Origin of the sequence: Bacteroides sp. MSK.20.12 (genome assembly GCF_019052435.1) — a bacterium.
GTDB lineage: Bacteria > Bacteroidota > Bacteroidia > Bacteroidales > Bacteroidaceae > Bacteroides > Bacteroides xylanisolvens.
Window position 1 is genome coordinate 13,182 of the sequence record NZ_JAHQVH010000047.1, and the last position, 26,321, is coordinate 39,502.

Consider the following 26,321-nt stretch of genomic DNA (forward strand, 5'->3'; position numbering starts at 1 on the left):
TAGTAATTGAAGGGCAATTATGAAATTTTAATAAATGTATGGTGAATTAACCCCAAAAAGGTATGGTATAAAATAAATGTTGAAAATGTTGAGATGTAATAAACACGTGAGTGTTTCGTATGTGAGATGAAAAAAATGTAGGTCCCTAGCTTCATGCTGTTTACAGCATGATTCTCCTACATTGTGGATTAGAAATAGCGCGACGGCGCATTTCTAATCTACGCCCTGACATCGGAGGTTAAAGCCGATGTGAATTTCCCACTATATCAACTGTCTGTGAAGATCGTTGATATTTCTTTTTATTTCCATTATACCGGATAATAGCCTCTTCTTTCTTTGTTTATATGTTCTAATTTTTGTAACTTTATAGCATATAAAACAGTAATAAAGAAACGATGGAACATTCAGAATTTGTAGTGAAATGTTATAATAAACAAGAGTTGGCGCAGATGTATTTTCCTGATTTGACGATTCGTGCTTCGGTCAATAAACTCCGAAGGTGGATGAGGAGATGCAAGCCATTGATGAATGAGATACTGTCTACCGACTTTCATCCGAAGACAAAGGCATTTTCTGTGAGAGAGGTACGGCTTATTGCCTATTATTTAGGAAAGCCGGGAGAGCTATAAATGCTGTAATAATTGAATCTCTAAATGATATAAACATAAAAAAGAACTACGGGAGACTGCACTTTCGCCAGCTCCCGTAGTTCTTTTTATATATCCATATACTCCTTGCGACTGTCAAAACAGGGACAAGCTTTATGAATCGAAGCACTAAGTTGATAATGCCCCATGATTTGCGCTTCCGGATACTGATGTTTGAGAATTGTCAACAAGTCAAGCAACGCAAAACGCTGTGCCTGTGTTCTCGTATCCGCCGGACGGCCTTCTTCATCCAACCCACCTTCATAACAGATTCCAATACTGTGCCGGTTGAATCCTCTCACATGCGCTCCCGGTTCCGATACCGGCCGGCAATGGTGAAGTTCCCCATTGCGAGTGATGTAAAAATGATAACCTATATCCTTGAAACCTCGTTGCAGATGACATTGTCGAAGCTGCTCTACGGTGAAGGGAACATTGCAGCGCGTTGCGCTGCAATGAATCACCAACAACTTAATCTCACGTGGGAGATAGCTTTCTTCTGAATTTTCCATATCGGTCAGCAGGAGATTAATGCCCCACACAGGACGTTACACCGATAGCCGAGATGATAGAAGTCGCGATAGTCACGATAAACTGGAGAATGTTTTTCCAAAGTTGCTTTTTCATACGAATTTAAATTAAAGAATAGATACTCATGCATTATAAACTATAAACTCAAGAACCAATCAATAACCGGCTGATTATGCTGCCGGGTCAGGAGCTTCTCCGCTGCCGGAGCCTCCTTGATTGTCGTCACCATCATCAGGAAGTGGATCTTTATCCGAATCTGCAGAAGAATCACTTTTATACAATGTATAATCCAGCGTCTTACACAGTTTGCGAAGGTCACTTCCCGGATAAAAAAGCACTTTGCCCTTATCGATACACGATGCCTTGAATTCTTTTACCGTATCAGTAGGAGTACCCGTCTTGATACTCATACGGAAATTTCCCAGATCACCCATCTGCACGATGTTTCCTTCCTCCAGTACATTAACGATTTCGAGCAGGAACTCACCGATACAACCTTCCAATTCTCCTTTGGAGTAAGAAGAACGTTCGGTAATTCGTTTGCAGACTTCCTTGACCGTTACTTTGCGACCGCTACGCGCTACTGCATAGTACTTCGGAGTTTCATCAGGTTTCAACAGGTTCTTGCGAGCCATGAGAGTGTAATTCTGTGCCATAAACTTTTAATTTTTAATTGTCTTGTAATCGATTACATGACAAAAGTAATACATTGGAAAAGTGACATGACGCATAGTGACGTACACGGGCGCATAGATAAAAAGAAAAAACATTGGGAGATTTGTATCGAAACTTCCCAATGTTTGATTTCAATTATTGAGATGTTTTTTTCAAATCTCCCGATGTTTTTCCGATTCTCCAAAAGGACAAAAGGACAAAAAGACACCTATGACTGTTATTTATTCATCTTAGTATAAGAACCATGAGATACCTTGCTGATTTTTATTCCGTTAAGTGATTTTAGAAGACGTGTAACCTTACGAAGGTTGAAATCGTATTTTGCGCCAATCTGAATTGCTTCATCTGTAGTGAAGCTGTCAGGCAACTCATTGACGAAATTACGAATAATGTCCGGATTCTTCAGAGGACGGACCGCAGGAGCCGGCATGGATGAGTGTAACAGACGGCTGTGCTCGTAACAACATAGAACGATTTGAAGAGACCGTTCGAAATCGGCATCTATACAATAAATTTCGGAGGAGAGATCGGTTGCCTCAAATTGCCGGATGCGGGTCTGAATCATGCTGATACGCATCACCAGAAAAGCATAGCGCTTCACTACGGCTTGGAGGTCATCATTGCCCTCCATCGCTACCTCGGACAGCATACGTGAGAAAATCTCATTCAGACGGTTCCATTGCGGACGGGTGAAATGAAATAAAACAGGATGCGCCAGGCAGAAATTATATAGTTCGTAGACACGATGGGCAATCGGCTTGAAAGAGTCTTCCAATGAAATACAATCATCACCCATCTCTTTCCAGTGGGGAGCTTCACGGAAAGTGTAAGCCAGAATACGGCTGGGAAGTCCGTTTCCGTAACTGTTTAATAAACAGTCAATCTGTCCGGGAGTACCCGTTAGAAGCAAAGCTAATTTAGGATAACGGATATAGATTGGGATAATACCGTTGGCTTTATAGGAAGAATCAATGTTTTCGTGCTCAAAAGCTTTGCGGAGCATATCATCGAAGTTACCACAATCCAGGTGATTGGCCGTGGAGAGCGTTTGGGCTTCCGTATCGAAAATGATACTTCCTTGCGAACCGTTGTCCTGCATCTGAATTTGCATACGGGTGTAACTGGTAGTGGCGGGAATGAATAACATTTTAAAAGGAGGTCTTTGAGGCTCTTCGGAACACGTTTCTCCTTTTTTCCTTTTCCGCTGACATTCTGCTTGCCAGGTATTGTGCGCTGTATGGTAGTTTTTTAACATGGATTCACTGGTAGACAGTATTTCAGTCTGTATTTCTTCCAATAGATAGCGTCCGGTTTGGGCAATGCTTTTACCGCTGCCGGCAGAAGAAAATATGACACAGAACAAATGGGGGGAATATTTTTTGTGGTTATAAATTCCGAAAGTTTGTGGAAGTGCCGCACTTAGTGCGGTAAGATCGGAAAGGAGGGAGATGTCTTGTTCGCGGTCGCTTGCGTCTTCAATGATACAGTCATTCAGTAGATCGGGAAGATTATTGTACAAATCGCGCGGGAATAAAGGTGTTCCTTTCCTGAATTCTTCTCCCAGCCAATAGGCTTCTTCGGTGCTATCGGAGTTTTCTAAAGTACCATAGGGGATTTTTGTCCTTATGTCCTTTTGAAAGGAAGAAGAGGTGGCTGTAGAGGAAGCAGGTGCGTGCTCGTTAACTTGCTTGTATCCAGATGATAAAACACTTGTCAATTCTTCGGGACGAAAATCTGTATGCTCGAAAAATGCAGTAAGCTCACGTAATATGCTTTCTTGCGGATAGTGTCGGCGGGAGGCTTCGCAGGCCAGTTTGAAGACGTTGGAATGACGTTGTCCGGCGGTCAGGGGATGGAGGAAAATATAGGACGAAATAAATTGGGCGATTTCTGCTTCAGACACGTTTTCCGGGGTATTATCCTGAAGAGGAAAGGGAGGAAGCACTTTATTTTCAGAGGAAGCGTTTGTTTCCTCTTTTAGATGTGGTTCCAACACAAATGCCTGATAAAGACCGGCAACATATCCATTAGGCGAATAACTGAAATAACACAGACGACTTTCGTCCTTGCAGGCCGGATCACTCTCCAATCCCAGCAATTGATTGTAGTAACGGCTCACTAATTGCTGCCCTTCACGATGGCGGTTTTCGATACCTTCCACATAGGCGAAAACTTTCACTCCGTCGGTAGGACTTTCTATGACCGCTACCGTGTGAGGATCTGCCGCACAACGTTGGATGACTTGAAGACGATCTTTTACATGATCGTAATCGAGCCCGACAATATGGCTGGGGAGGAGGAAGTTTTTGATGGCATGTGCTCCGTCAAAAGTACCTGCCGGAGTGAAACAGGGGAGCTGGCTCTTCAACTTCTGTGCCGCGGCATGGTCTCCTTCTGCATAGTATCGGCGGATAGCGTTTATAATAGAGGCATAGACCGGATGAATACACATAATGATGACTTCAAGGAAAGACATGACTTTGGGCTTTTTTGAATACACGTTCTCGTAAATCGAGACTTTGATTTCTTCTAAGGCTTTCATATAAAATTGTTTTTTGTAAGATTGAGTTACCTGACTATCAGATAACGGGAACAAAGGTCGGGATATTAAAAATAGGGTTGCTTCCCTATGTGAATAGTACTTGATAAAGCAAATAAAAACTGAAATATTATAAATTATTAATCATAGAATGACATGGCAAAAGAAAAACAGGAACCATACGAGTTTTTGAGCAATTTGGTATTGGCTTTAATGGATATGGATCGTATTTTCAGTAACAGTTTTTTTACGAGCGAACTTGATATCTCTCCCAAAACACTGAGTGAGATAAGACGGGGAGAGGATATGTGTATTTATCAGTATGTGCGCGTGATCCGGTGTATGACGGAGTATCTTCATTTAATCATCCGTATGGATATGTTGCTGAAGGAGTTAAGAACCGTATTAGCTTCCAATTGCGATTTGGTGGTTGCTACGGTTCCGCACCGTTTTCATGGAACTTGCCAACCGAAAGAGTGGGTGGTAGTGATGCAATGGGATGGGGTGAAATTGTGATTTCTACAGAAAATAGGGCATTTTTTCAATCTTTTTGCCCGAATCCTTTCTTTATTTAATTTTTTTTATATCTTTGCTTTCATATTGAGAAACACGGATAAAAACTCACTTATTTATTCATATAAACTTAATAAATTATGTTCAAAGCTCCTTTCTCATTTGACGGTCGTATTCGTAGAATCGAATACTTCTTGTCAGGCATTATTGGTGGTATAGTTTCTAGTATTGCATGGGCACTAGGCGTAGGTACATTTGTTTTGGGTGCTGCCAGCGGATCGGCCGGGGGATCAGTATTTGGTTTATTGATCGGTCTTGCTGCTATGATTGCATCTATTTGGTTCTCTCTGGCACAGGGGGTGAAACGTCTGCACGACTTAAATAAATCCGGTTGGCTGATTTTGTTGTGCTGTGTGCCTATTGTTGGTTGGATTTTTGCATTGTACATGCTGTTTGCAGATGGCACGGTAGGTCCTAATCCTTATGGTGCAGATCCGAAAAACCGTATGCCGTATCAGGCACAACCTGCTTCTGTAAACGTGACTGTAAACGTTTCAAGAGAAGATGTAAAAGTTGACAAGCCGGTAGAAGCTGCTCCTGCACCTGCGGAAGCTCCTGTAGAGGAAGATAAAGAAAAGGCTGAATAATCTTATTAAAGAAGAAATAATAGAGCCTCCTGCGAAATTCGTTTTGCAGGAGGTTTTTTTGTTATTAACCTGTTTGTTATTCAATATTTTGTCTAAATTTGTAAGTGTAACATAATAAATAATGATTTGTAAGATGAAAGAGTATATTCCCAATCCGGTGGATACAGGACACATCCAACTCCCGAAGGAATTGGAATACCTGGTAGAAGAAATGGCTAAGAATGTTCATGAGGTCTGGTCGAAAACCAGAATAGAACAAGGTTGGACGTATGGCGAAAAGCGGGATGATGTATTGAAACAGCATCCGTGTCTGGTTCCGTATGAAGAATTGCCTGAAGAAGAAAAGGTATATGACAGAAATTCTTCAGTGGAAACCTTGAAACTGATAATGAAACTGGGGTTTAAGATTTCGAAGGATGAAAAATAGATGATGAATGATGGCAACAATCTTATTCAGAATTTATTTTTATCTTTGAAATCCATTATAAACAGAAAAAGAAATAGATATGAAAAAAGTAATTTGCAGTGAGAAAGCTCCGGGGGCTATCGGCCCTTATAGTCAGGCGATAGAAGCTAATGGTATGGTATTTGTGTCCGGTCAGTTGCCTATTGATGCCGCTACGGGACAGATGGCTGAAGGGATAGAAGGACAGGCTCGCCAGTCGTTGGAGAATATCAAACACATTCTTGAAGAAGCAGGATTGACAATGGGAAACATTGTCAAAACTACTGTATTTCTTCAGGATATGTCCCTGTTTGCAGGGATGAATGGCGTGTATGCCACGTATTTTGACGGAGCTTTTCCGGCACGTTCGGCGGTTGCCGTAAAAGCTCTGCCCAAGGATGCGTTAGTAGAGATTGAGTGTATCGCGGTTCGCTAACAAATCTGCGACAATGAAACTGCTGCCTCCTACAAAGATCAGATCTTTGGGGGGGCAGTTCTTTTTTGCCGCCTGTACAGCTTCCACAACAGTGGGGTAGGTGGTACCTTTCAATCCGGCTTCTTCTGCCAATGCCAATAGTTCATTTTCCGGAAGCGCGCGTTTCACGCTTGCTTTGGTAAAATAATAGGTGGCATATTTCGGCAATGCTCGCAGAACTCCCCGGATGTCTTTGTCATTGACCATGCCGAATACAAAATGGATCTCCTGATCGAAAGTTTTGTGAATGGCATTGAGCTGTACATGGATATATTCGATTCCATCAACATTATGTCCCGTGTCACAGATAATATCCGGATAGCTGTGTACTTTCTGCCAACGCCCCATCAGACCGGTGAGCTGACATACGTTTGCAAGACCTGCGCGATAGTCCTGGGATCTGATGTTGTAGTTCAGACGGGTCAGTGTCGCAAGGGCTTTTAGGATGGTGAACATATTTTCGAATTGGTAAGCTCCGCTCAACTCTGTGAAAAGTCCGAAAGGAAACATCTCATTGTGGATTTTGATAGCATCTTTTCTTTTGTCGAGTATCCGGTCTAGCGCACGTAGACTGTCTGGCAGGTCTAACATGAGTAATGCTTGCCGCATCTGATTTGCCTCTTCTTCTGATTGTTCGTCCATTGCTTCGATCATTTCGTGCATGCTCTGAATTGTGTTGTCCATCATCGGTCTTATTTCTTGCAATTTCGAATAAGGAACTATTTCCATGTCCCAGTATCGGGTATTTTCACGGGCATATTCGATGGGCGCATTCTTTTCTTTAGCTTTCATGGTAAATACACGTTTCACCGCCCCTTGGGCTCTGCCGATAACGACTGGAACTCCTTCTTTGATAATTCCGGCTTTCTCTTTGGCAATCTTCGTCAGCGTGTCACCCAGATATTGGGTGTGGTCGAGACCTATGTTGGTGATAACACACAAATCCGGATGGATGATATTCGTACAGTCCAATCTTCCGCCCATGCCTACTTCGATAACTGCTACATCTACTTTCTGGTCGGCAAAATAACGGAATGCCATAGCGGTGGTCAGTTCGAAGAATGAAGGATGCAACGGCTCGAAGAAAGAGCGATGCTCTTCTACGAAATTGACTACATACTCTTCTGGTATCATCTCACCGTTGATACGGATACGTTCGCGGAAGTCGATTAAATGAGGGGAGGTGAATAGTCCTACCCGGTAACCGGCGCATTGCAATACGGCTGCGATGGTATGTGAACAGGATCCTTTTCCATTGGTTCCGGCGATATGTATCGTCTTGAATTGTTGATGAGGATGCCCAAAATGTTCGTCCAATTTGTGTGTGGTCTCTAAACCCGGCTTATATGCTTTGCTTCCTATTTGTTGAAACATTGGCGCACTCTCATATAAGTACTTTAAAGTGTTCTGATAGTCCATGTTTTATAATATTTAACTTCGGGCAATCTTTATTGCCCGCTAATTTGTTTATCTTTAGAACCGTCAATCTAACCGTAAATGCGGGGATTGGCGAATGAGATTGCAAATATCAACATTTAAATCTAAGAAATCATGGGAACTAAGAAAAATTTTGTGTTAGACACAAATGTTATTCTTCACGATTACAATTGCTTGAAGAATTTTCAGGAAAATGATATTTACCTCCCTCTTGTTGTACTCGAAGAACTGGATAAGTTCAAAAAAGGAAACGAGCAGATTAATTTCAATGCTCGTGAGTTCGTACGCGAATTGGATGTATTGACTAGCGATGAGCTTTTCTCCGAAGGGGTGAAACTCGGCGAAGGATTGGGACGTTTGTTTGTCGTGACAAGCAATGTGCCGGCTACCAAAGTGTGGGAATCGTTTCCAATAAAGAAACCCGACCATCTGATTTTGGCGGCAACCGAATATCTGGCCGATAAGTATCCGAATGTGAAATCTATCTTAGTGACCAAGGATGTGAATCTGCGTATGAAAGCTCGTTCAATCGGTTTGCTTTGCGAAGATTATATTACGGATAAGGTGGTCAATGTAGATGTGTTCGAGAAGTCGAATGAGATTTTCGAAAATGTAGATCCTGCATTGATCGACCGCATTTATTCTTCCAAAGAAGGTATTGACTTGAGTGAATTCGACTTTAAAGATTTGGTTCATCCCAATGAATGTTTTGTGTTGAAGAGTGACCGGAACAGTGTACTGGCACGCTACAATCCTTTCACACATTCTATTATCCGCGTGCTGAAAGGGAAAAATTATGGAATCGAACCCCGGAATGCGGAACAGAGTTTTGCTTTTGAGATCCTGAATGATCCGAATATCAAACTGGTAGCTCTGACAGGAAAAGCAGGAACAGGTAAGACATTGCTGGCTTTGGCTGCTGCTTTGGGCAAGCTGACGGATTACAAACAGATTTTGCTGGCACGTCCTGTTGTAGCGCTTTCTAATAAAGACATAGGTTTCCTTCCGGGAGATGCACAAGAGAAAGTAGCTCCTTATATGCAACCATTATTTGACAATCTGAACGTGATAAAACGTCAGTTTGCAGCAAACTCTACCGAAGTGAAGCGCATAGAAGATATGCAGAAAAGCGAACAGCTGGTGATTGAAGCTCTGGCATTTATCCGTGGTCGTAGTTTGAGCGAAATGTATTGCATCATTGACGAAGCGCAGAATCTGACCCCAAATGAAATAAAGACAATCATCACCCGTGCAGGCGAAGGTACGAAGATGGTATTTACGGGAGATATCCAGCAGATTGACCAACCTTATCTGGATAGTCAGTCCAATGGCTTGGTATATATGATTGATCGTATGAAAGACCAGAATATCTTTGCACACGTCAATTTGCTGAAAGGTGAACGAAGTGAATTGAGTGAACTGGCAAGCAACCTGCTGTAGGAAATGAAAATGAAGAATGAAGAATGAAAAATGAAGAATTTACTATGCAGCATAATAGCGCAGCTTATTCTTCATTCTTCATTCTTCATTTTTCATTCTTCATTTCATTATTCTTTCTTTCCGAAATATTTAAGGAATTGTGTACGTTCAAATGTATTGACGCCTTTAATATCTTTGATATTCAGTTTGCCTTTGAATTGAGCTATATTTTCGAATCCTTTGCGTTCCATCCATGCAGAGAGGAAGCGGTTAGCTTCTCCAATAAATGCGTTTGTATTCAGATAGACTGCGCTACATACTTCTACGGCTGAAGCACCAGCAAGGATCGCTTTCACTACTGATTCAGCATTGGCAACACCACCGGAAGCTGCATAGTCGATCTTATCTACTACTGCAGATGCAATTCCAATCCAGCGGAGCGGATTGGCGAGGTCGGAAGCATTACTGAATATTTCTCCTGAAATATGCTCCATCTTTTCGATGTTGATGTCCGGCTGATAGAAGCGGTTGAAGAGAACAACTGCGGCTGCACCGTTGGCATACAACTGATCGATCAATACCACAGGATTGGTCAGGTTATCGCCCAGCTTCATGATAACAGGAATATTAACCGTCTGCTTGATGCGGCGGAGAATGTCGATGTGGCGTTGTTCGAATGAACCGTATGTATATTGCAGTTCTGATTGCAAGGCGAGGATATTGATTTCCAATGCGTCGGCACCAGCCTCTTCAATCTTCTTTGCAAAGTCGATCCATTCGGAATCAGTGTAGCAGTTGATGCTGGCAATGATAGGAATGGGGCATACCTTTTTGCTTTCTTTTATTAAAGTCAGGTATTCAGATAACTTGTGCTCACGGATATATTCTTCCAGATAGTCACTGGCTTCGGGATAGAATGCCGGGTCTTTCAGTTGATCTGCTTCCAGCATGATCTGTTCCTCAAACAGTGATTTCAGAACGATAGCACCGGCACCATCTTCGGCCAATTTTTTGTTTTTGCCGACACTGTTGGTCAGCCCTGAGCTACTGATGATGATAGGGTTTCTAAGAGAAAGCCCTGCGAAAGTAGTTTTTAAATCGGTCATAGCAATATGTTTTTTAATACTTAATCAATAATTTCTTTCTCCGAAAATCTTGCTTCCTACTCGTACCAGCGTACTTCCTGCGGCAATGGCTTCGTGATAGTCATGTGACATTCCCATTGATAGTTCGCAGAAAGTATCAGAGTGGGTGAACCAAGTTGTTTTTATCTCGTTAAAGAGTCTATTTAGTGAACAAAATTCTCGGTTGATTTGTTCAATACAATCGGTGTTGCTGGCCATACCCATTAATCCGCAGATGCGCACATGAGTCAGCTCTTTCCATTCTCCGACATTCAGCATCTCTTTACATTCTTCGGGACTGAAACCAAATTTGGTTTCTTCCTGTGCAACGTGAATCTGCAACAGGCAGTTCACAGTACGTCCGGCCTTGATAGCTTGTTTGTTGACTTCGGCTAGTAGTTTATAACTATCAATTCCATGAATCATCGCTACGTATGGTATCATGTATTTGATTTTATTCGTTTGCAGGTGCCCGATAAAATGCCATTCGATATCTTTCGGCAAACTTTCGTATTTAGCTGTCATTTCCTGCACTTTGCTTTCTCCAAAAATACGCTGTCCCGCCTGATATGCTTCTTCTATCGCTTCATTGGGATGGAATTTTGAGACAGCAACCAGCCGGACTCCTTGAGGGAGTTCGGCCAGCACTTGCTTTAAATTGTCAGCAATACTCATTGTTACTTATGCTTTTGACGGATCAAATTCCGGTTTGTCATTCGGTTCGGCGCTGTAAGGATATACATCCATGAGCGGAGTTTCGGATACCATACCGATCTGATAATCTGCCATGGTTCCTTTCATGCCCTCATCCAGCTTTTTCACTGCATCACGCAAGTCGGCAGCTTGTACCAATACTTGAGTGGAAGTCTTTTTTTCCGCACCGCTTTTTTCATCGAGCGTGATAAAAATAAGTTTGCATTTGAACCAGCGGTCGGCACTTTCTTCGTCACTGGGGAATAATTCGCTATAGTTGGCACGTTTGATGTCCGAAACGGTAAATTCTCCGGAGATAAACGGAGTCATTTCTTCGATAATCCGTGCTTCTGCTTCTGTAAAGCTGAGTGCATCAACAAGATAAGGTTCAGTTACTTTCTTCTGCATTCCGTTTTCCATTACTTTCTCATAACGGATCTTGCACTCAAACCATGTATGCATTGCCATAATTTTCTTCCTTTTTAATTAATTGATTCATGTAAATTGCCTACAAAGATAAACAAAATACCAAAGTAAGTGCCGAAAGATTTTTATTTTCTTTTATGCAGATTTTTTAGTTCAAATGAAAGCATGACACGGAAAAGTCCGATGATGAGGAAAGTAAAAGAAATCATGTAGACTGCGTAGAGTGCTCCTATAGCGGGTTGCCATAATATTAAAAGGGAACACAGAATGGCAAGGATACCGAAAGCCATGTACCAGCCCCAGTCGCGGGTTCCGTAACGTTTCAAGTCGATGGAATAGCCGGTGGAGGAGAAGCCGCGGAACATAAGCCAGAAGGCTATGATAAAAGGAATGACTTCCATGCTGACCATTGGGTAGGCAATCAGGTAGATGCCCAGAACAAGGTCGATCAGTCCGCCTACGATATACCATCCCCAGCTCGGGACACCTTTCCGGTTGCTAAAAGCGAAGATAATTTCTAAAATACCGCTTATCAACATCGATACGCTGAAAATGATACTTAAAGCTACATAGGTGCTCACGGGTGAGAACATGAGCCAAAGGGCTACAATGATATACACGATTCCCAAAAGAAGAGAAGTCCACCAATTTTTTACTGAATGTTGAATCTCATTGAATACAGTTTCCATACATTTTATATTTTAAATTGAATACTAGGGTGATTTCGTTGTGGAATAACAAATTCAATTTAGAAAAGGTTTTCCGTGAACATATTTGGGGGAATCGTTGTTTCCTATATAAAGTAAATTTTAAATATAGATGCATTATGGCAACAACAAATTTCAAAGGACAACCGGTGAAACTAATCGGTGAATTTATACAAGTAGGTAAGGTAGCTCCTGACTTCGAGCTGGTAAAAACAGATTTATCTTCTTTCTCTCTGAAAGATTTGAATGGTAAAAATGTGATTTTAAATATTTTCCCCAGTCTGGATACCAGCGTATGTGCAACCTCTGTACGTAAGTTTAATAAGATGGCTGCCGGACTGAAAGATACGGTAGTATTGGCTATTTCTAAGGACCTTCCTTTTGCGCACGGTCGTTTCTGTACAACGGAAGGTATTGAAAATGTAATTCCACTGTCTGATTTCCGCTTCTCTGATTTCGACGAAAGTTACGGAGTGCGTATGGCAGATGGTCCGTTAGCAGGACTTTTGGCCCGTGCGGTAGTTGTGATTGGTAAGGATGGCAAGATTGCTTATACGGAACTTGTTCCTGAAATTACCCAGGAGCCTGACTATGACAAAGCCTTAGCTGCTGTAAAGTAATATAGAATATGGAGTATTAAGTATTAACTATTAGTTGCAGCTAATAAACGAATACGGATAATACTTAATACTGCTACTTATCTTAAAGATTTTGACCTAATGGGAACTGGTAAAAAGGCTTGGTAAACTGCCAAGGCTCCGTTCTTGTTAGGTTGTGTTTTTTCTACACTAAACCTCAATTATCATGAACAAGATGAAAACTCTATTCATCACCCTGCTATGTATGGGTGCTGGAACCCTGTCGGCTCAAACTGCCGATAGTACACAAACTTCTCCCTGGACAAAAGAAGGATTTGCCGGACTGAAACTGACACAGGTGAGCCTGACTAACTGGGCTGCCGGAGGTGATAACTCTGTTGCCTTTGACTTGCAGGGCACTTATCAAATTAATTATAAGAAAGGAAAACATTTGTGGAATAATCGTATCGAACTGGCTTATGGATTGAATAAGACCGGTGACGACGGAACCAGGAAGGCTAATGATAAGATTTATTTGAATACGAATTATGGCTATGCTATTGCCAAAAGTTGGTATGCCAGCGCATTCGCTACTTTCCAGACGCAGTTCTCTCCCGGATATGACTATTCTGTCAATAAAGATGTTGCTATCTCCGAATTTATGGCTCCCGCTTATTTGACTACCGGTTTGGGCTTTACTTATGATCCCGGTAAGATATTTACCGTTGTATTGTCTCCTGCTGCATGGCGCGGAACATTTGTTCTCAATGACCGTCTCTCGGACGAAGGAGCTTATGGAGTAGACCCGGGCAAACACCTGTTATCCAGCTTCGGTGCTAACTTGAAAGGGGAAGCCAAATATGAATTTTTGAAGAATATGACAGTATATTCGCGTTTGGATTTATATTCCGATTATCTGCACAAGCCATTGAACATAGATGTGAACTGGGAGGTGCAAATAAATATGATTATCAATAAATGGTTTTCAACCACGCTCACTACTAACCTGATGTATGACGATGATGTGAAGATTGTACAAAAGGATGGTACCAAAGGATCTCGTGTACAATTTAAAGAGATCTTGGGAGTGGGAGTTCAATTCAATTTCTAAGGATTGGTTTTTAAGTATTAGGTATTAAGTATTAGTCATGGTAATACTTAATACCTAATACTTAATACTTATTTTTTCTTCTTCTTCAGTCCTTTATAAGCCAGGAATCCGATGACCAATACCACCACTGCTATAATGACATAGCCGATTTCGTGGCTGTATGTGGTTGCCATTACATAGACGTCATTAGTGGTTTTGAGGTCTGTAAACCGGTAGATCAGGTATCCGAGTAGAGCCAATATACTGTTCCATATCGCAGCGCCGAGAGTGGTGTAAAGTAGGAAAGGACCTAATTTCATGCCGGCTAATCCTGCGGGAATACTGATAAGTTGGCGTACAGCCGGAATGAGACGGCCAAAGAAAGTGGAGGCTGCACCGTGCTTTCTGAAATATTCTTCTGCATGGTGTACTTTTTCCTCGTCAATAAGGCACATGTGCCCTAAACGGCTGTTGGCGAATTTATAGACAATAGGACGACCCAGCCAACGCGCCAGGTAATAATTTACTAATGCACCGATATCTGCTCCTATGGTGGCAAATAGGACCACGAGAAAGATATTCATACTGTCGTCTGCCATAGCTTTCCATGCGGCAGGTGGCACTACGGCTTCCGAGGGGAAGGGAATAAAAGAACTTTCGATAGCCATAAAAATGGTGACTACCCAATAGTTCAAATTTTCTAATACCCATTTAAGAAGTTCTGCTACTGATTCCATGTTTTTTGAGGATAGAATTTATTAATCTGATTTATTTTTTCCCTTTCTTCTTTTTCTTATTCTCCTTTTTCATGCGTTCCCACACTTCCTTGAGAGTTCTTTCATCTTCCTCTCTATGTTCGGGACTATTTAACAGATCCAGAATCATATCTTCTTCCAGTGGATGTTCACATTCTTTGTTGTATTTAAAGAAGTTGTCGATTTCACCGTGCATGAGGCAAAGCACACTCAATTTCTCCGTCACATCTTCGTATTTCGGATTCATCTGGTACGCTTTTTCAAAGTATTCTTTGGCTTCTATCAGATAGTCACTTTCCGAATAAGCAGAAGCGATCATATACCACATTTCTATGTTAGAGTTAATCTCTATCGCTTTTTCGAAAGACAAGGCTGCTTCGTCTTCCAGCTCCTCTGCCAGATATAGTTTTCCCTCTGTCAGATAAATCAATCCTTCATTCGGGTTTATCTCTTTGGCTTTCTCGCAGAGCTGATGTGCTTCTTCATATCTTTCCAGATGAGACAGGGCGAAGGCTTTGCTGGTATATGTGTCTATTAATAGGACAGACTGTCTGTCTCCGTCTTCTTCAAAACGTGCGATTACTTTGTCGTAATAGTCATCGGCTTTCTGCCATTCTTCTTTATTGCCGTAGGATATTCCCATGAACATATAACCCAGTTCAGGGGGGATGGATTTGAGTTCGATCGCTTTTTGGTAATTCTCGATGGCATCATCCGAATTGTTCAGATAGAAAAAACAATGCGCTTTATAAGCGTAGGCTTCTCCACACTGATCGTCGGCTGCCAACGCAAAATCACAGGCTTCGATGGCCTTGTCTATTTGTTCCTGAACAAAGTAACATTTCACCAGTCCCATCCAGTAGGAAGGGTTGAAAGGGGATTTGTCGATGAGTTTGTTGTAATAGATGATGGCTGATTCTACTTGGTGAGTCGATGCCAGATAATCGGCTGTGAGGGCCATATATTCTTCATCTTCGGCATAACGCGATTTACCTCGGTCGAGCCATTCTTTGGCTGCATCCGGGTATCCCATGTCCAGATAGAGAAATACGACATCAATGATTGTTTCCAGTTCGTCGGCATCCGCTATCGTACTTAATAGCCATTGGGCTTCTTCCAGTTTTCCTCCATTCAGCAATAGTTCGGCTTTCAGCAGTTTCACTTCCGAGTCAAAATCTTCGGTGATGGAATCTGCTACTTTCTTTGCTTTTTGCAGTTTTTGGGTGTCCAGGTAAAGATAGGCTTGTTCGATGAGTAAAGCTGTATTTCCCGGATGTATCTTAAGTCCGTAGGTGATTACTTCTTGTGCTTCTTCAAATTTTCGTTCGGAGGCATACCAGTCGGCGATGTCGGCCAGTTGGTCAGCATCCAGATAAAGTTGTCGGTTTTCTGCTTTTGCTTTTTCGTAGTTTGTGATAAGTGTGGCTAGTTGCTTTTTTGCTGATGGTGAGTTCTTTCTACCCATTTTTATTAATTTTGTTTACCACAGATTACACGGATTAACACAGATTTTTATCCTTTATTTCTCTAATCTGTGTTAATCCGTGTAATCTGTGGTGAAAGGTTATTTATTAATCTTCCCCCACGTATCTTTCAACCCTACTGTGCGGTTGAAAATCAGTTTTTCCGGGGTTGATTCTTTGTCGATATTAAAGTAACCGATCCGTTGGAACTGCAGGTAGGAGAGTGTAGGCAGGGTAGCTGCGAACTTCTCTATGTAGCAGTTGGGCAGAACTTTCAATGAGTCCGGATTGATGATTTCTTTCATGGCTTCCAGTGCTTCGCAATTTTTTGCTTCGCGGATGGCAGCCAGTTCGTCGCGTGGGTTTTCCACTTTCCACAGGCGGTCGTACAAACGTACTTCTGCTTGTAGGCAGTGATTGCAGCTTACCCAATGGAGCGTGCCTTTCACCTTGCGGTTTGCGTCCGGCATACCGCTACGGGTATTAGCGTCATATTCGCAATATACCTCTGTTATTACGCCGTTTTCGTCTTTCTTGCAACCGGTGCATTTTACGATATAGGCATTTTTGAGGCGTACTTCCTGTCCCGGTGTCATGCGGAAATATTTCTTGGGAGCGTCTTCCATGAAGTCTTCGCGTTCCATCCACAGTTCACGGCTGAATTCGATCAGGTGGCTTCCTGCTTCCGGGTCTTCCGGGTTGTTGATTGCTTCCAGTTCTTCAACCTGTCCTTCCGGATAGTTGGTGATGATTAGTTTAACCGGGTTGATCACTGCCGATACACGGGTGGCACGGCTGTTCAGGTCGTCCCGAACGGAGCTTTCCAACAGGGCGATGTCGTTCAGGGCATCGTATGTGGTATATCCGATTTTATCAATAAATTTATGAATAGATTCCGGTGAATAACCGCGACGGCGGAAACCGCAGATAGTCGGCATACGGGGGTCGTCCCATCCGTTCACCAATCCTTCTTTCACCAGTGTGAGCAGGTTACGTTTGCTCATCAGGGTGTAGCTTAGGTTCAGTTTGTTGAATTCAGTCTGACGGGGACGGTTGTCGTTCAGGTCTTTTCCTTCTTTCAGCCAGTCGATGAAGAGGTCGTAAAGAGGACGGTGTACCACAAATTCGAGTGTACACAGCGAGTGAGTTACTCCTTCGAAGAAGTCACTCTGTCCGTGAGCAAAGTCATACATCGGATAAGCTTTCCAGGTAGTACCTGTACGGTGGTGCGGGTGTTTCACTACACGATAAATAATCGGATCGCGGAAGTGCATATTCGGGTTAGCCATGTCAATCTTGGCACGGAGCACCATGGCACCTTCTTCGATCTCGCCGCTATTCATTTTCTTAAAAAGTTCGAGGCTTTCTTCGATAGGACGGTTGCGGTAAGGGCTTTCCACACCCGGTTGGGTAGGAGTACCTTTTTGCTGTGCGATCAGTTCGGAGCTTTGTTCGTCAATATATGCTTTTCCCTCCTGGATCAGGCGGATAGCGAAGTCCCATAATTGTTGGAAGTAGTCGGAAGCGTAGTATTCGTTTCCCCACTGGTAGCCCAACCATTGAATGTCTTCTTTGATAGCTTCTACATATTCCACATCTTCCTTGGTCGGGTTTGTGTCGTCGAAACGAAGGTTACATACACCGCCGTGTTTTTCTGCGATGCCGAAATCAAGGCAAATAGCTTTGGCATGGCCGATGTGAAGGTAACCGTTAGGTTCGGGCGGGAAGCGTGTCTGTACTTTTCCACCATTTTTACCTTCTTTCAAGTCTTTCTCTACTGCCTGTTCAATAAAGTTCAAGCTTTTCTTTTCGCCTGCTTCTTCGTTTTTAATATCTGTCATAACGGTTAATGTTATCTGTATTTAGGCTACAAAAGTAGGACATTTTTTTTATTTAACCGGAATATAACCGCTCTTTTTTATAATGTCCTGTCCGTCGGACGAGAGAATAAACTGAATCAGGGGTGATACTTGTTTCTTATTTTTTACATTGTAGTAGTAATAAAGCGGGCGCACGATGGGGTAGGTCTTATTGGTGGCGTTCTCTACCGTAGGCGTGGCATAGTGGGTGCCGTCGTATGATACGGAAAGCGTTTTGACACGGGGAGATACGTATGCCAGTCCGACATATCCGATGGCTCCTTTGGTTTGGCTGACAGACTGGATGATGGCACCCGTTGCCGGCATGGAAAGACTGCTTGCCATGTAGTTTTTATTTTTCAGTACGCTCTCTTTGAAAAATTCGTAAGTACCGGACGATGTTTCGCGCGAGTAAACCACTATTTTGCGATCGTCTCCGCCTACCTGTTTCCAGTTGTTTATCTTCCCCCGGAAAATGTCTTCCAGTTGTTGGCGGGTCAGCTGCTTTACCGGATTGGAGGGATGCACCACCACGGCAAGAGCATCGTAGGCTACAATCACTTCGTCTACTTCTTCTCCGGCTCCTTTTATTTTCATCTTTTCGCTGAACTTGATCGGGCGGGAAGCCATTGCGATGTCCGTTGTATGATCCATTAAAGCGGAGATACCTACACCGGTTCCGCCACCGGTCACTGTGACACGGGCCTCCGGATGCTGGTTCATAAACCGCTCTGCTGTCTGTTGTGCGACAGGCAGTACCGTATCGCTACCTTTAATACGTTGTGCGTTGGCACCGAGCGAGAGTAAGGAAAGGGCGATTAATAAGTTTCTTCTCACTTTCATATTTCTTCGTTTTATTAACGTTGCAAATTAAGCAATCGGATATTACATTTTCATTTCATCCGGAGTGGAAATGGTACTTGTAACACAAACGTAACATGATTGAAACATTTCCTTCAAACGTTAGTCACACCTCCTTAATAAAGAGACGCTTTCTTTGCATCAGAAATCATTGCAGGTATATGAAAAAGGTATTTGAAAAGATTATAGAAGGAATGTTGACTTGTAGCGGCTTTGTGACAAGTATTACTATTCTGCTGATTGTACTCTTCCTTTTCACTGAAGCTTTCGGGCTGTTCAAGAGTAAAGTGATTGAAGAGGGATATGTGTTGGCGCTGAATAAGAGCAACAAGGTCAGTGTGTTGAGCCCCGCACAGATAAAAAATGTTTTTGACGAAGAGATTACAAACTGGAAGGAACTCGGTGGGGAAGATCTCCCTATCCGGGTTTTTCGTTTGGAGGACATAACGCAGTATTATACGGAAGAGGAATTGGGACCTGCTTATGAATATGCAGGCGATAAGATTACGGAGCTGGTGGAGAAAACGCCCGGCATCGTAGCTTTTGTTCCGCAGAAGTTTATTGTTCATCCGGACGCGGTACATTTCATAGAGGATAACACTATTTCCGTAAAGGATGTATTTGCGGGTGCCGAATGGTTTCCTACGGCCACTCCGGCTGCTCAATTCGGCTTTTTGCCGTTGATTACCGGGACGTTGTGGGTGAGCCTGTTTGCCATCCTTTTTGCTTTGCCGTTCGGGCTGTCGGTTTCTATTTATATGTCTGAAGTGGCAAATCCGAAAGTGCGGAACTGGCTGAAACCGATTATAGAACTGTTGAGTGGTATTCCTTCCGTTGTTTATGGCTTTTTCGGATTGATTGTCATTGTTCCGTTGATTCAGAAATTGTTTGATCTTCCGGTGGGAGAGAGTGGCTTGGCGGGAAGTATCGTACTGGCTATTATGGCATTGCCTACTATTATAACGGTGACGGAAGACGCGATGCGCAACTGTCCGCGTGCGATGCGTGAGGCGAGTCTGGCATTGGGCGCTTCGCAATGGCAGACGATATATAAGGTAGTGATTCCTTATTCTATTTCGGGGATTACATCCGGTGTGGTACTCGGTATCGGACGTGCTATCGGGGAGACGATGGCAGTATTGATGGTGACGGGTAATGCGGCTGTGATTCCGACAACGATCCTTGAGCCTTTGCGTACCATTCCGGCTACGATTGCGGCCGAACTGGGAGAAGCTCCTGCGGGAGGACCTCACTATCAGGCGTTGTTCCTGTTGGGTGTCGTACTGTTCTTCATCACATTGATTATCAACTTTAGTGTGGAATATATTTCCTCTAAAGGATTAAAACGTAGCAAATAAGATGGAAATACGGAGTAATAATAAAGCTAAACACCGTTCGCAGAAAGTTGCTTTCGGGATTTTCCGGCTGTTGAGCCTTTGCATTGTACTGATATTGTTTGCAATTCTGGGATTTATCGTCTATAAAGGAATCGGCGCTATCAGTTGGGATTTTATCACTTCGGCTCCTACGGACGGGATGACAGGTGGCGGTATATGGCCGGCTATTGTCGGTACTTTCTATCTGATGGTGGGGAGTGCGCTGTTCGCCTTTCCGATAGGGGTGATGAGCGGAATTTATATGAATGAGTATGCGCCGAAAGGTAAGTTGGTACGCTTTATCCGGGTGATGACCAATAACTTGAGCGGTATTCCTTCCATCGTATTCGGATTGTTCGGTATGGCGCTGTTTGTCAATTATATGGGATTTGGTGATAGTATTTTGGCCGGTTCTTTGACATTAGGTTTGCTTTGCGTACCTTTGGTCATTCGGACAACGGAGGAGGCTCTGAAAGCCATTCCTGACAGTATGCGTGAAGGCAGCCGGGCCTTGGGGGCAACGAAGTTGCAGACGATCTGGCACGTCATTCTGCCGATGGGGATGCCGAACATTATCACAGGGTTGATTCTTGCCTTGGGACGTGTTTCGGGAGAGACGGCGCCGATTCTGTTTACTTGTGCCGCATACTTCCTGCCACAACTGCCAACGGGTATTTTCGATCAGTGTATGGCATTGCCTTACCATTTGTATGTGATTTCCACGAGTGGAACGGATATGGAGGCACAATTGCCGCTGGCTTATGGTACGGCATTGGTGTTGATTATGATTATCCTGTTCGTGAATCTGCTGGCTAATGCATTGAGAAAGTATTTTGAGAAAAGAGTAAAAACAAACTAGATTAGTATATGGATACAGTGAAAATAGATGCGCGTGATGTGAACTTTTGGTATGGAGATTTTCATGCATTGAAGGGTATCAGTATGCAGATTGAGGAAAAGTCGGTTGTCGCTTTTATCGGACCGTCCGGTTGCGGTAAGTCTACTTTCCTCCGGCTTTTCAACCGGATGAATGATTTGATTCCTGCTACCCGTCTGGAGGGAGAAATCCGTATCGACGGACATAATATATATGCGAAAGGGGTGGAAGTGGACGAACTCCGCAAGAATATAGGAATGGTGTTCCAGCGTCCGAATCCTTTTCCGAAAAGTATATTCGAGAATGTGGCTTACGGACTTCGTGTGAACGGAATAAAAGATAATGCTTTCATTCGTCAGCGTGTGGAGGAAACATTGAAAGGAGCGGCTCTTTGGGATGAGGTGAAAGATAAGTTGAAGGAGTCGGCTTATGCATTGTCCGGCGGACAGCAACAGCGGCTTTGTATCGCCCGTGCGATGGCTGTCTCTCCTTCGGTATTGCTGATGGATGAGCCTGCGTCTGCACTCGACCCTATTTCTACGGCTAAGGTGGAGGAGTTGATCCATGAATTGAAGAAGGATTATACGATTGTAATCGTTACGCATAATATGCAGCAGGCAGCCCGTGTCAGTGATAAGACGGCGTTTTTCTATATGGGCGAAATGGTGGAATTCGATCAGACGAAAAGGATATTCACCAATCCGGAGAAAGAGGCTACCCAGAATTACATAACGGGACGCTTCGGGTAATTCGTGAAATCCGTGCCTGAAATTTATTTCTGAAATGTCATTAGCAAAATATTAATCATTTATATATAATAGACTATGGTAAAGTTTATAGAATCGGAACTTATCCTATTGAAGAAGGAAATTGATGAAATGTGGACCTTGGTGTACAACCAGCTTGACCGTGCCGGAGAGGCTGTGTTGACCCTCGACAAGGAGTTGGCTCAACAAGTGATGGTTCGCGAGCGTCGGGTGAATGCTTTTGAATTGAAGATAGATAGCGATGTGGAAGACATCATTGCATTATATAATCCGGTGGCGATTGACCTCCGTTTTGTATTGGCTATGCTGAAGATCAATACGAATCTGGAACGCTTGGGCGACTTTGCGGAAGGTATTGCCCGCTTTGTACTTCGTTGCAAAGAGCCGGTGTTGGATGCGGAATTATTGAACCGTCTTCGTCTGGCAGAGATGCAGGCAGAAGTGTTGTCGATGCTGGAACTGGCGAAGCGTGCCTTAAATGAAGAAAGTAATGATCTGGCAGCGGGAGTGTTTGCCAAGGATAATTTGCTGGATGAAATCAATGCGGATGCGACAGGTATTCTTTCTGACTATATCATCGAACATCCGGAAGCTGTACATACCTGCGTAGATTTGGTCAGTGTGTTCCGTAAACTGGAACGTTCGGGAGACCATATTACCAATATTGCCGAGGAGATTGTTTTCTTCATTGACGCCAAAGTGTTAAAACATCGTGGAAAAACGGACGAAAACTACCCGGAAAAGTAATTTTTTGGCAGATTTTTAAACAGAAATTAGGGCTCCTTAAAAAATTATCCTATATTTGTCACCTATAACGGACAAGTTACAGGAGATTTTGCTTCAAATGATAATAAATCCAAAGAATTTTCAAAAAGATGTTATATGACATGTTTTATAATTTGGATAGTATCGGTAAAACCGCCTATATTTGCACCGTTATCCTGAAAACAATCTTTTTACCTTAAAAAAAAACTAATACCTATTGAAAACTGAAAAATGGAGCTTTGTGAAAAGCCCCATTTTTTTTTGCTCTTATTTTTTAAGCTCCTTTCTAATTCGTATCTTTGACCCTTGCATTAAGAGAGTATTCTCAATCTTAAAATAGTAAGTAGTAAATCGTAAAATAGTAAATGAAATTATGTTTTCTGGAATCGTAGAAGAATATGCTACTTTGGTAGCACTGGTGAAAGACCAGGAGAATATACACTTTACATTTAAGTGTTCGTTTGTGAATGAGTTGAAAATCGACCAGAGTATTTCTCACAATGGTGTGTGTCTGACAGTGGTGACTCTGACAGATGATACGTATACGGTGACTGCCATGAAAGAAACATTGGAACGCTCTAATCTCGGTCTGCTGAAAGTGGGGGATAAGGTGAACGTTGAGCGTAGCATGATGATGAATGGCCGGTTGGACGGACATATTGTTCAGGGACATGTAGACCAGACCGCTACTTGTATTGATATTAAGGATGCGGAAGGTAGTTGGTATTTTACCTTCCAATATGCGTTTGATAAGGAAATGGCGAAACGTGGATATATCACGGTGGATAAAGGTTCGGTGACTGTGAACGGTGTTAGCCTGACGGTATGTAATCCGACCGATGCTACTTTCCAGGTAGCTATCATTCCTTATACGTATGAGCATACAAACTTCCATACGTTTGAGATTGGCAGTGTGGTAAATATTGAATTCGATATTATCGGTAAGTATATCAGTCGGATGATTCAGTATAAATAGTTGGCTGTCGCAAAAGCGAATTTCAATCGTAAATTGTAAATCATAAAATCGCAATCTTATGGATTTTCTTCAATTGGTACAGGCTCGTCAAAGCGACCGTTCGTATGATAAGGAGCGTCCGGTGGAGCCGGAAAAGTTGGAACGGATACTTGAAGCTGCTCGTTTGGCGCCTTCGGCTTGTAATGCGCAGCCTTGGAGGTTTGTAGTCATCACGGATAAGGAACTGGCTCAAAAAGCGGGGAAAGCTGCTGCTGGTTTGGGGATGAATAAGTTTGCTAAAGATGCTCCCGTGCATATTCTGGTGGTAGAGGAATCTGCTAATATTACCTCTCTGCTTGGTGGAAAGGTGAAAGGCAAGCATTTTCCATTGATCGACATTGGAATAGTTGCTGCTCATATTGCTTTGGCGGCTGAAGCCGAAGGACTGGGCTCTTGTATTCTGGGTTGGTTTGATGAAAAAGAAATGAAACAGCTTGCCGGTATCCCTGCTTCCAAACGTTTATTGCTGGATATTGTCATTGGTTATCCGGCAAAGGAAAAACGCAAGAAAATGAGGAAGTCGAAAGAGAAAGTGATTTCATACAACCGTTATTGATTGAAAAATAATTATATTCTTAGTTCTTTAGGATAAGCATATAACAGAAAGCATCGTTGGTTTTAAAGGAAGAGTCCGTTCCTTTTAAACCAACGATGCTTTCCTTTTAAAGGAACGGACTGTTTGTTTAAAACCAAAAGTGTTTCCTCTAAAGTGTTGATATATAACTTATTATTAATGCCGCTGAATAAGCGGCATTAATAATGTAGTATTTATTCCTTTTTTGACAAATCCTTCAGCAAATAGTCTACTGCCGCTTTCAGCTGGGCGTCTTCTCCTTTCAGGCTGGCTTCGGGCTTATTATAGATAAGAATATCAGGTTGTAAAGTCTGATTTTCGAGTTCGTTGCACTGCTTGCTTCCTTTTCCTTATAAATCTTTCAGTAATACTTTACTTGCTTTTTTATAGTATTCTTCTCTGGATTCGGTCAGCACTTTCCATTCGTCATTGAATTCTTCGTCTTTATCAATTTTGAAATTCTCGGAACCGTATGTATCCAAACGATCCAATAAGATGGCTACATTCAATTGATTGATATCCATTGATGGCTGATAGCCGATTTCTTCGCTTTTTTCGTCGGTGACTACCTCGTGAATCAATTCTATTTCTTGCAACTGATAAAGTACCTGATTGGTTAGCCGGATGGGAATCTGATGCTCTTCCGAGATTTCTGCAGCCGTATAGGGAGGTTCGTTCTTCTCAAACCGTTTGGCTATGAGCGACATAATCAGGATGGATATAAAGTCCCGGTATCGTCTGCTGATATTCCGGGTATCCTGGTCAAAACTAAAACTGCGGATGTTCTGTCCGGCATACGTCAATTCGGCTCCGAATAAACAGATTGTCCAAGATATTTGCAGCCAAAGCAGAAATAAAGGAAGTGCGGCAAAACTACCGTAAATGGCGTTGTACTTTGATACCCACAACTGGCTGTTGATATACAGGAATTGAAAAGCCTGATAAGCAGACCCCGCCAGAATGCCTGCAATGAGCGCGTGTTTGAATTTTACTTTTGTATTCGGCATGAAGATATACAGCCCTGTGAACATCAGCCATGTCAGGACGAAAGGGATAAGCCGTATCATGAATTTCATAATAGGAGCAAGCAGGACGAAATCATCCATCTGTTTGAGAATGGTACTCATAAACAGAGAAAGTCCTCCGGACACTACGATTAGAATCGGCATCAATAGGAACATAGAGAAGTAATCCGTAATCTTGCGATACATGGACCGTGCTTTTTTTACTTCCCAAATACGGTTGAAGGTGATTTCAATATTGCTGACCAGATTGATAACCGTCCATAACAACATGACCAAACCAACTCCAATGAAAATACCTCCTTTGGTTTGTGAAAGATATGAGTTGACAAATGAGAGAATGGCCTCTGTTGTTTCTATATTTCCTCCGAAACCATTGCGGAACTGATGTTCCATCAGGTTGTCGAATCCAAAACCGCGTGCCACGGCAAACAGGATGGCAAGTATCGGTACAATGGCGAGCAATGTGCTATATGTCAGTGCGGAAGCTTTATTAGCCATCCGGTCTTTGGTAAACCGGTTGATACAAAGATAGATGGTCTTTATAATATTGTAGAGTGAGAACTTGGTTCGGGTCACTTCATCTTCCGTAATGCGCCAGATGTCATACGTAAGAAACTTCCATATATCGGTGATTTTCTTCTTCATAGTTCAACGGATAATTAAAAGAAAAAGCAGTCAGCCTATAAGCCGAGTTCTGTACCTTATATAAAACAAGGTGCCTGTCATTTATCTGAGTGGCGTGTCACCACGACACTTTAGCGGTCTACCCTCCGACATGGAGCGAGCAACTCTCATAACGCCGGTTTACATGACCTTACAACTCCTAAGACGTACAGCCCGACATGTCACCATGCGGCTGGTGGGCTCTTACCCCACCTTCTCACCCTTACCTCTCCCCGAAAGGAGCGGCGGTTGTTTTCTTCTACGTTACTCTACCCTCACGGACAGCTTTCTGTTAGGAAGTAGGATGCTCTATGTTGCCCGGACTTTCCTCCTGCACGAAACATGCACGCGACAGACCGGCCAACTGCTTTAGAC

The 26,321-nt window shown here is 42.8% G+C and carries 28 protein-coding genes and 1 other RNA gene; 14 read left to right on the forward strand and 15 right to left on the reverse strand.

The window, feature by feature from the left end; translation table 11 throughout:
* The first annotated feature begins 395 nt into the window (after positions 1–395).
* Positions 396–629 carry a DUF4248 domain-containing protein gene (locus tag KTR06_RS19785; protein WP_217290749.1) on the forward strand — a complete coding sequence of 78 codons (234 nt, stop codon included), beginning with the start codon at positions 396–398 and terminating at the stop codon, positions 627–629.
* Between the two features lie 86 nt (positions 630–715).
* Here KTR06_RS19785 and KTR06_RS19790 read toward each other — a convergent pair whose 3' ends face one another.
* From KTR06_RS19790 to KTR06_RS19805, 4 genes are all read right to left on the reverse strand, one after another.
* The gene (locus tag KTR06_RS19790; protein WP_008025408.1) at positions 716–1,159 is read right to left on the reverse strand and encodes an N-acetylmuramoyl-L-alanine amidase; all 444 of its coding nucleotides are present in this window, start codon (positions 1,157–1,159) and stop codon (positions 716–718) included.
* Between the two features lie 16 nt (positions 1,160–1,175).
* Complete coding sequence (locus KTR06_RS19795; protein WP_004303901.1) at positions 1,176–1,274, reverse strand: smalltalk protein; 99 nt, start codon at positions 1,272–1,274, stop codon at positions 1,176–1,178.
* A 74-nt stretch (positions 1,275–1,348) separates the two neighbouring features.
* Positions 1,349–1,834 carry an HU family DNA-binding protein gene (locus KTR06_RS19800; protein WP_008025406.1) on the reverse strand — a complete coding sequence of 162 codons (486 nt, stop codon included), beginning with the start codon at positions 1,832–1,834 and terminating at the stop codon, positions 1,349–1,351.
* Positions 1,835–2,070: 236 nt separating this feature from the next.
* Positions 2,071–4,395 (reverse strand): DUF3987 domain-containing protein, encoded by a 2,325-nt coding sequence (locus KTR06_RS19805; RefSeq protein ID WP_217290750.1) that lies wholly within the window; start codon positions 4,393–4,395, stop codon positions 2,071–2,073.
* Between the two features lie 153 nt (positions 4,396–4,548).
* Here KTR06_RS19805 and KTR06_RS19810 point away from each other — a divergent pair, with 153 nt between their 5' ends.
* From KTR06_RS19810 to KTR06_RS19825, 4 genes are all read left to right on the forward strand, one after another.
* Complete coding sequence (locus tag KTR06_RS19810) at positions 4,549–4,908, forward strand: hypothetical protein (protein ID WP_008025401.1); 360 nt, start codon at positions 4,549–4,551, stop codon at positions 4,906–4,908.
* Positions 4,909–5,045: 137 nt separating this feature from the next.
* The gene (locus KTR06_RS19815; protein WP_008025398.1) at positions 5,046–5,552 is read left to right on the forward strand and encodes a DUF805 domain-containing protein; all 507 of its coding nucleotides are present in this window, start codon (positions 5,046–5,048) and stop codon (positions 5,550–5,552) included.
* Positions 5,553–5,685: 133 nt separating this feature from the next.
* The gene (locus tag KTR06_RS19820) at positions 5,686–5,979 is read left to right on the forward strand and encodes a RyR domain-containing protein (RefSeq protein ID WP_032851637.1); all 294 of its coding nucleotides are present in this window, start codon (positions 5,686–5,688) and stop codon (positions 5,977–5,979) included.
* Positions 5,980–6,058: 79 nt separating this feature from the next.
* Entirely contained in the window at positions 6,059–6,433 is a 375-nt protein-coding gene (locus tag KTR06_RS19825; protein WP_004327226.1) for a RidA family protein, read from the forward strand.
* On the opposite strand, the gene KTR06_RS19830 is transcribed toward KTR06_RS19825, so the two are convergent.
* Positions 6,401–7,891 carry a folylpolyglutamate synthase/dihydrofolate synthase family protein gene (locus KTR06_RS19830; RefSeq protein WP_009041086.1) on the reverse strand — a complete coding sequence of 497 codons (1,491 nt, stop codon included), beginning with the start codon at positions 7,889–7,891 and terminating at the stop codon, positions 6,401–6,403. The genes KTR06_RS19825 and KTR06_RS19830 overlap by 33 nt on opposite strands.
* A 132-nt stretch (positions 7,892–8,023) precedes the next feature.
* Between KTR06_RS19830 and KTR06_RS19835 the strand changes: the two genes are divergently transcribed.
* A complete protein-coding gene (locus KTR06_RS19835) occupies positions 8,024–9,349 on the forward strand; it encodes a PhoH family protein (RefSeq protein WP_008643360.1) in 1,326 nt (441 codons plus the stop codon).
* A gap of 107 nt (positions 9,350–9,456) precedes the next feature.
* On the opposite strand, the gene KTR06_RS19840 is transcribed toward KTR06_RS19835, so the two are convergent.
* From KTR06_RS19840 to KTR06_RS19855, 4 genes are all read right to left on the reverse strand, one after another.
* Positions 9,457–10,434 (reverse strand): dihydroorotate dehydrogenase-like protein, encoded by a 978-nt coding sequence (locus tag KTR06_RS19840; protein ID WP_004317603.1) that lies wholly within the window; start codon positions 10,432–10,434, stop codon positions 9,457–9,459.
* A 24-nt stretch (positions 10,435–10,458) separates the two neighbouring features.
* Complete coding sequence (locus tag KTR06_RS19845; RefSeq protein ID WP_217290751.1) at positions 10,459–11,127, reverse strand: YggS family pyridoxal phosphate-dependent enzyme; 669 nt, start codon at positions 11,125–11,127, stop codon at positions 10,459–10,461.
* Between the two features lie 6 nt (positions 11,128–11,133).
* A complete protein-coding gene (locus KTR06_RS19850) occupies positions 11,134–11,613 on the reverse strand; it encodes a DUF4494 domain-containing protein (protein WP_004296648.1) in 480 nt (159 codons plus the stop codon).
* 83 nt (positions 11,614–11,696) lie between these two features.
* Positions 11,697–12,260, reverse strand: coding sequence for an HdeD family acid-resistance protein (locus tag KTR06_RS19855; RefSeq protein WP_004317609.1), 564 nt, complete (start codon positions 12,258–12,260; stop codon positions 11,697–11,699).
* Between the two features lie 137 nt (positions 12,261–12,397).
* Here KTR06_RS19855 and tpx point away from each other — a divergent pair, with 137 nt between their 5' ends.
* Both tpx and KTR06_RS19865 read left to right on the forward strand, forming a co-directional pair.
* A complete protein-coding gene (tpx, locus tag KTR06_RS19860) occupies positions 12,398–12,898 on the forward strand; it encodes a thiol peroxidase (RefSeq protein ID WP_004296650.1) in 501 nt (166 codons plus the stop codon).
* Positions 12,899–13,082: 184 nt separating this feature from the next.
* Positions 13,083–13,967 carry a DUF3078 domain-containing protein gene (locus KTR06_RS19865; RefSeq protein ID WP_004317613.1) on the forward strand — a complete coding sequence of 295 codons (885 nt, stop codon included), beginning with the start codon at positions 13,083–13,085 and terminating at the stop codon, positions 13,965–13,967.
* Between the two features lie 68 nt (positions 13,968–14,035).
* Here the strand turns inward: KTR06_RS19865 and KTR06_RS19870 are convergent, their stop codons facing one another.
* The 4 genes from KTR06_RS19870 to KTR06_RS19885 all read right to left on the reverse strand — a co-directional run bounded on the left by KTR06_RS19870 (position 14,036) and on the right by KTR06_RS19885 (position 18,866).
* On the reverse strand, positions 14,036–14,683 hold the full coding sequence (locus KTR06_RS19870) for a DedA family protein (protein WP_008025384.1): 648 nt from the start codon (positions 14,681–14,683) through the stop codon (positions 14,036–14,038).
* A gap of 31 nt (positions 14,684–14,714) precedes the next feature.
* The gene (locus KTR06_RS19875) at positions 14,715–16,166 is read right to left on the reverse strand and encodes a lipopolysaccharide assembly protein LapB (protein ID WP_004317616.1); all 1,452 of its coding nucleotides are present in this window, start codon (positions 16,164–16,166) and stop codon (positions 14,715–14,717) included.
* A 99-nt stretch (positions 16,167–16,265) separates the two neighbouring features.
* Complete coding sequence (locus tag KTR06_RS19880; protein WP_004317618.1) at positions 16,266–18,005, reverse strand: glutamine--tRNA ligase/YqeY domain fusion protein; 1,740 nt, start codon at positions 18,003–18,005, stop codon at positions 16,266–16,268.
* A 48-nt stretch (positions 18,006–18,053) separates the two neighbouring features.
* Positions 18,054–18,866 (reverse strand): PstS family phosphate ABC transporter substrate-binding protein, encoded by an 813-nt coding sequence (locus KTR06_RS19885; protein WP_128858922.1) that lies wholly within the window; start codon positions 18,864–18,866, stop codon positions 18,054–18,056.
* 179 nt (positions 18,867–19,045) lie between these two features.
* On the opposite strand from KTR06_RS19885, the gene pstC reads away from it, so the two are divergent.
* From pstC to KTR06_RS19915, 6 genes are all read left to right on the forward strand, one after another.
* The gene (gene pstC, locus KTR06_RS19890; protein ID WP_008025379.1) at positions 19,046–20,242 is read left to right on the forward strand and encodes a phosphate ABC transporter permease subunit PstC; all 1,197 of its coding nucleotides are present in this window, start codon (positions 19,046–19,048) and stop codon (positions 20,240–20,242) included.
* A 1-nt stretch (position 20,243) separates the two neighbouring features.
* On the forward strand, positions 20,244–21,119 hold the full coding sequence (gene pstA, locus KTR06_RS19895) for a phosphate ABC transporter permease PstA (protein ID WP_008025376.1): 876 nt from the start codon (positions 20,244–20,246) through the stop codon (positions 21,117–21,119).
* 8 nt (positions 21,120–21,127) lie between these two features.
* Positions 21,128–21,886 (forward strand): phosphate ABC transporter ATP-binding protein PstB, encoded by a 759-nt coding sequence (pstB, locus tag KTR06_RS19900; protein ID WP_217290752.1) that lies wholly within the window; start codon positions 21,128–21,130, stop codon positions 21,884–21,886.
* A 75-nt stretch (positions 21,887–21,961) separates the two neighbouring features.
* Positions 21,962–22,651, forward strand: coding sequence for a phosphate signaling complex protein PhoU (gene phoU, locus KTR06_RS19905; protein ID WP_004317629.1), 690 nt, complete (start codon positions 21,962–21,964; stop codon positions 22,649–22,651).
* 391 nt (positions 22,652–23,042) lie between these two features.
* Positions 23,043–23,645 carry a riboflavin synthase gene (locus KTR06_RS19910; protein WP_015532856.1) on the forward strand — a complete coding sequence of 201 codons (603 nt, stop codon included), beginning with the start codon at positions 23,043–23,045 and terminating at the stop codon, positions 23,643–23,645.
* 58 nt (positions 23,646–23,703) lie between these two features.
* Complete coding sequence (locus KTR06_RS19915) at positions 23,704–24,240, forward strand: nitroreductase family protein (protein WP_008643323.1); 537 nt, start codon at positions 23,704–23,706, stop codon at positions 24,238–24,240.
* A gap of 368 nt (positions 24,241–24,608) precedes the next feature.
* On the opposite strand, the gene KTR06_RS19920 is transcribed toward KTR06_RS19915, so the two are convergent.
* Positions 24,609–25,928: a YihY/virulence factor BrkB family protein gene (locus KTR06_RS19920; protein WP_008025368.1), complete on the reverse strand. Its 1,320-nt coding sequence runs from the start codon at positions 25,926–25,928 to the stop codon at positions 24,609–24,611.
* A gap of 22 nt (positions 25,929–25,950) precedes the next feature.
* Positions 25,951–26,314: RNase P RNA component class A (rnpB, locus tag KTR06_RS19925), an RNA gene on the reverse strand.
* Between the last annotated feature and the right edge of the window lie 7 nt (positions 26,315–26,321).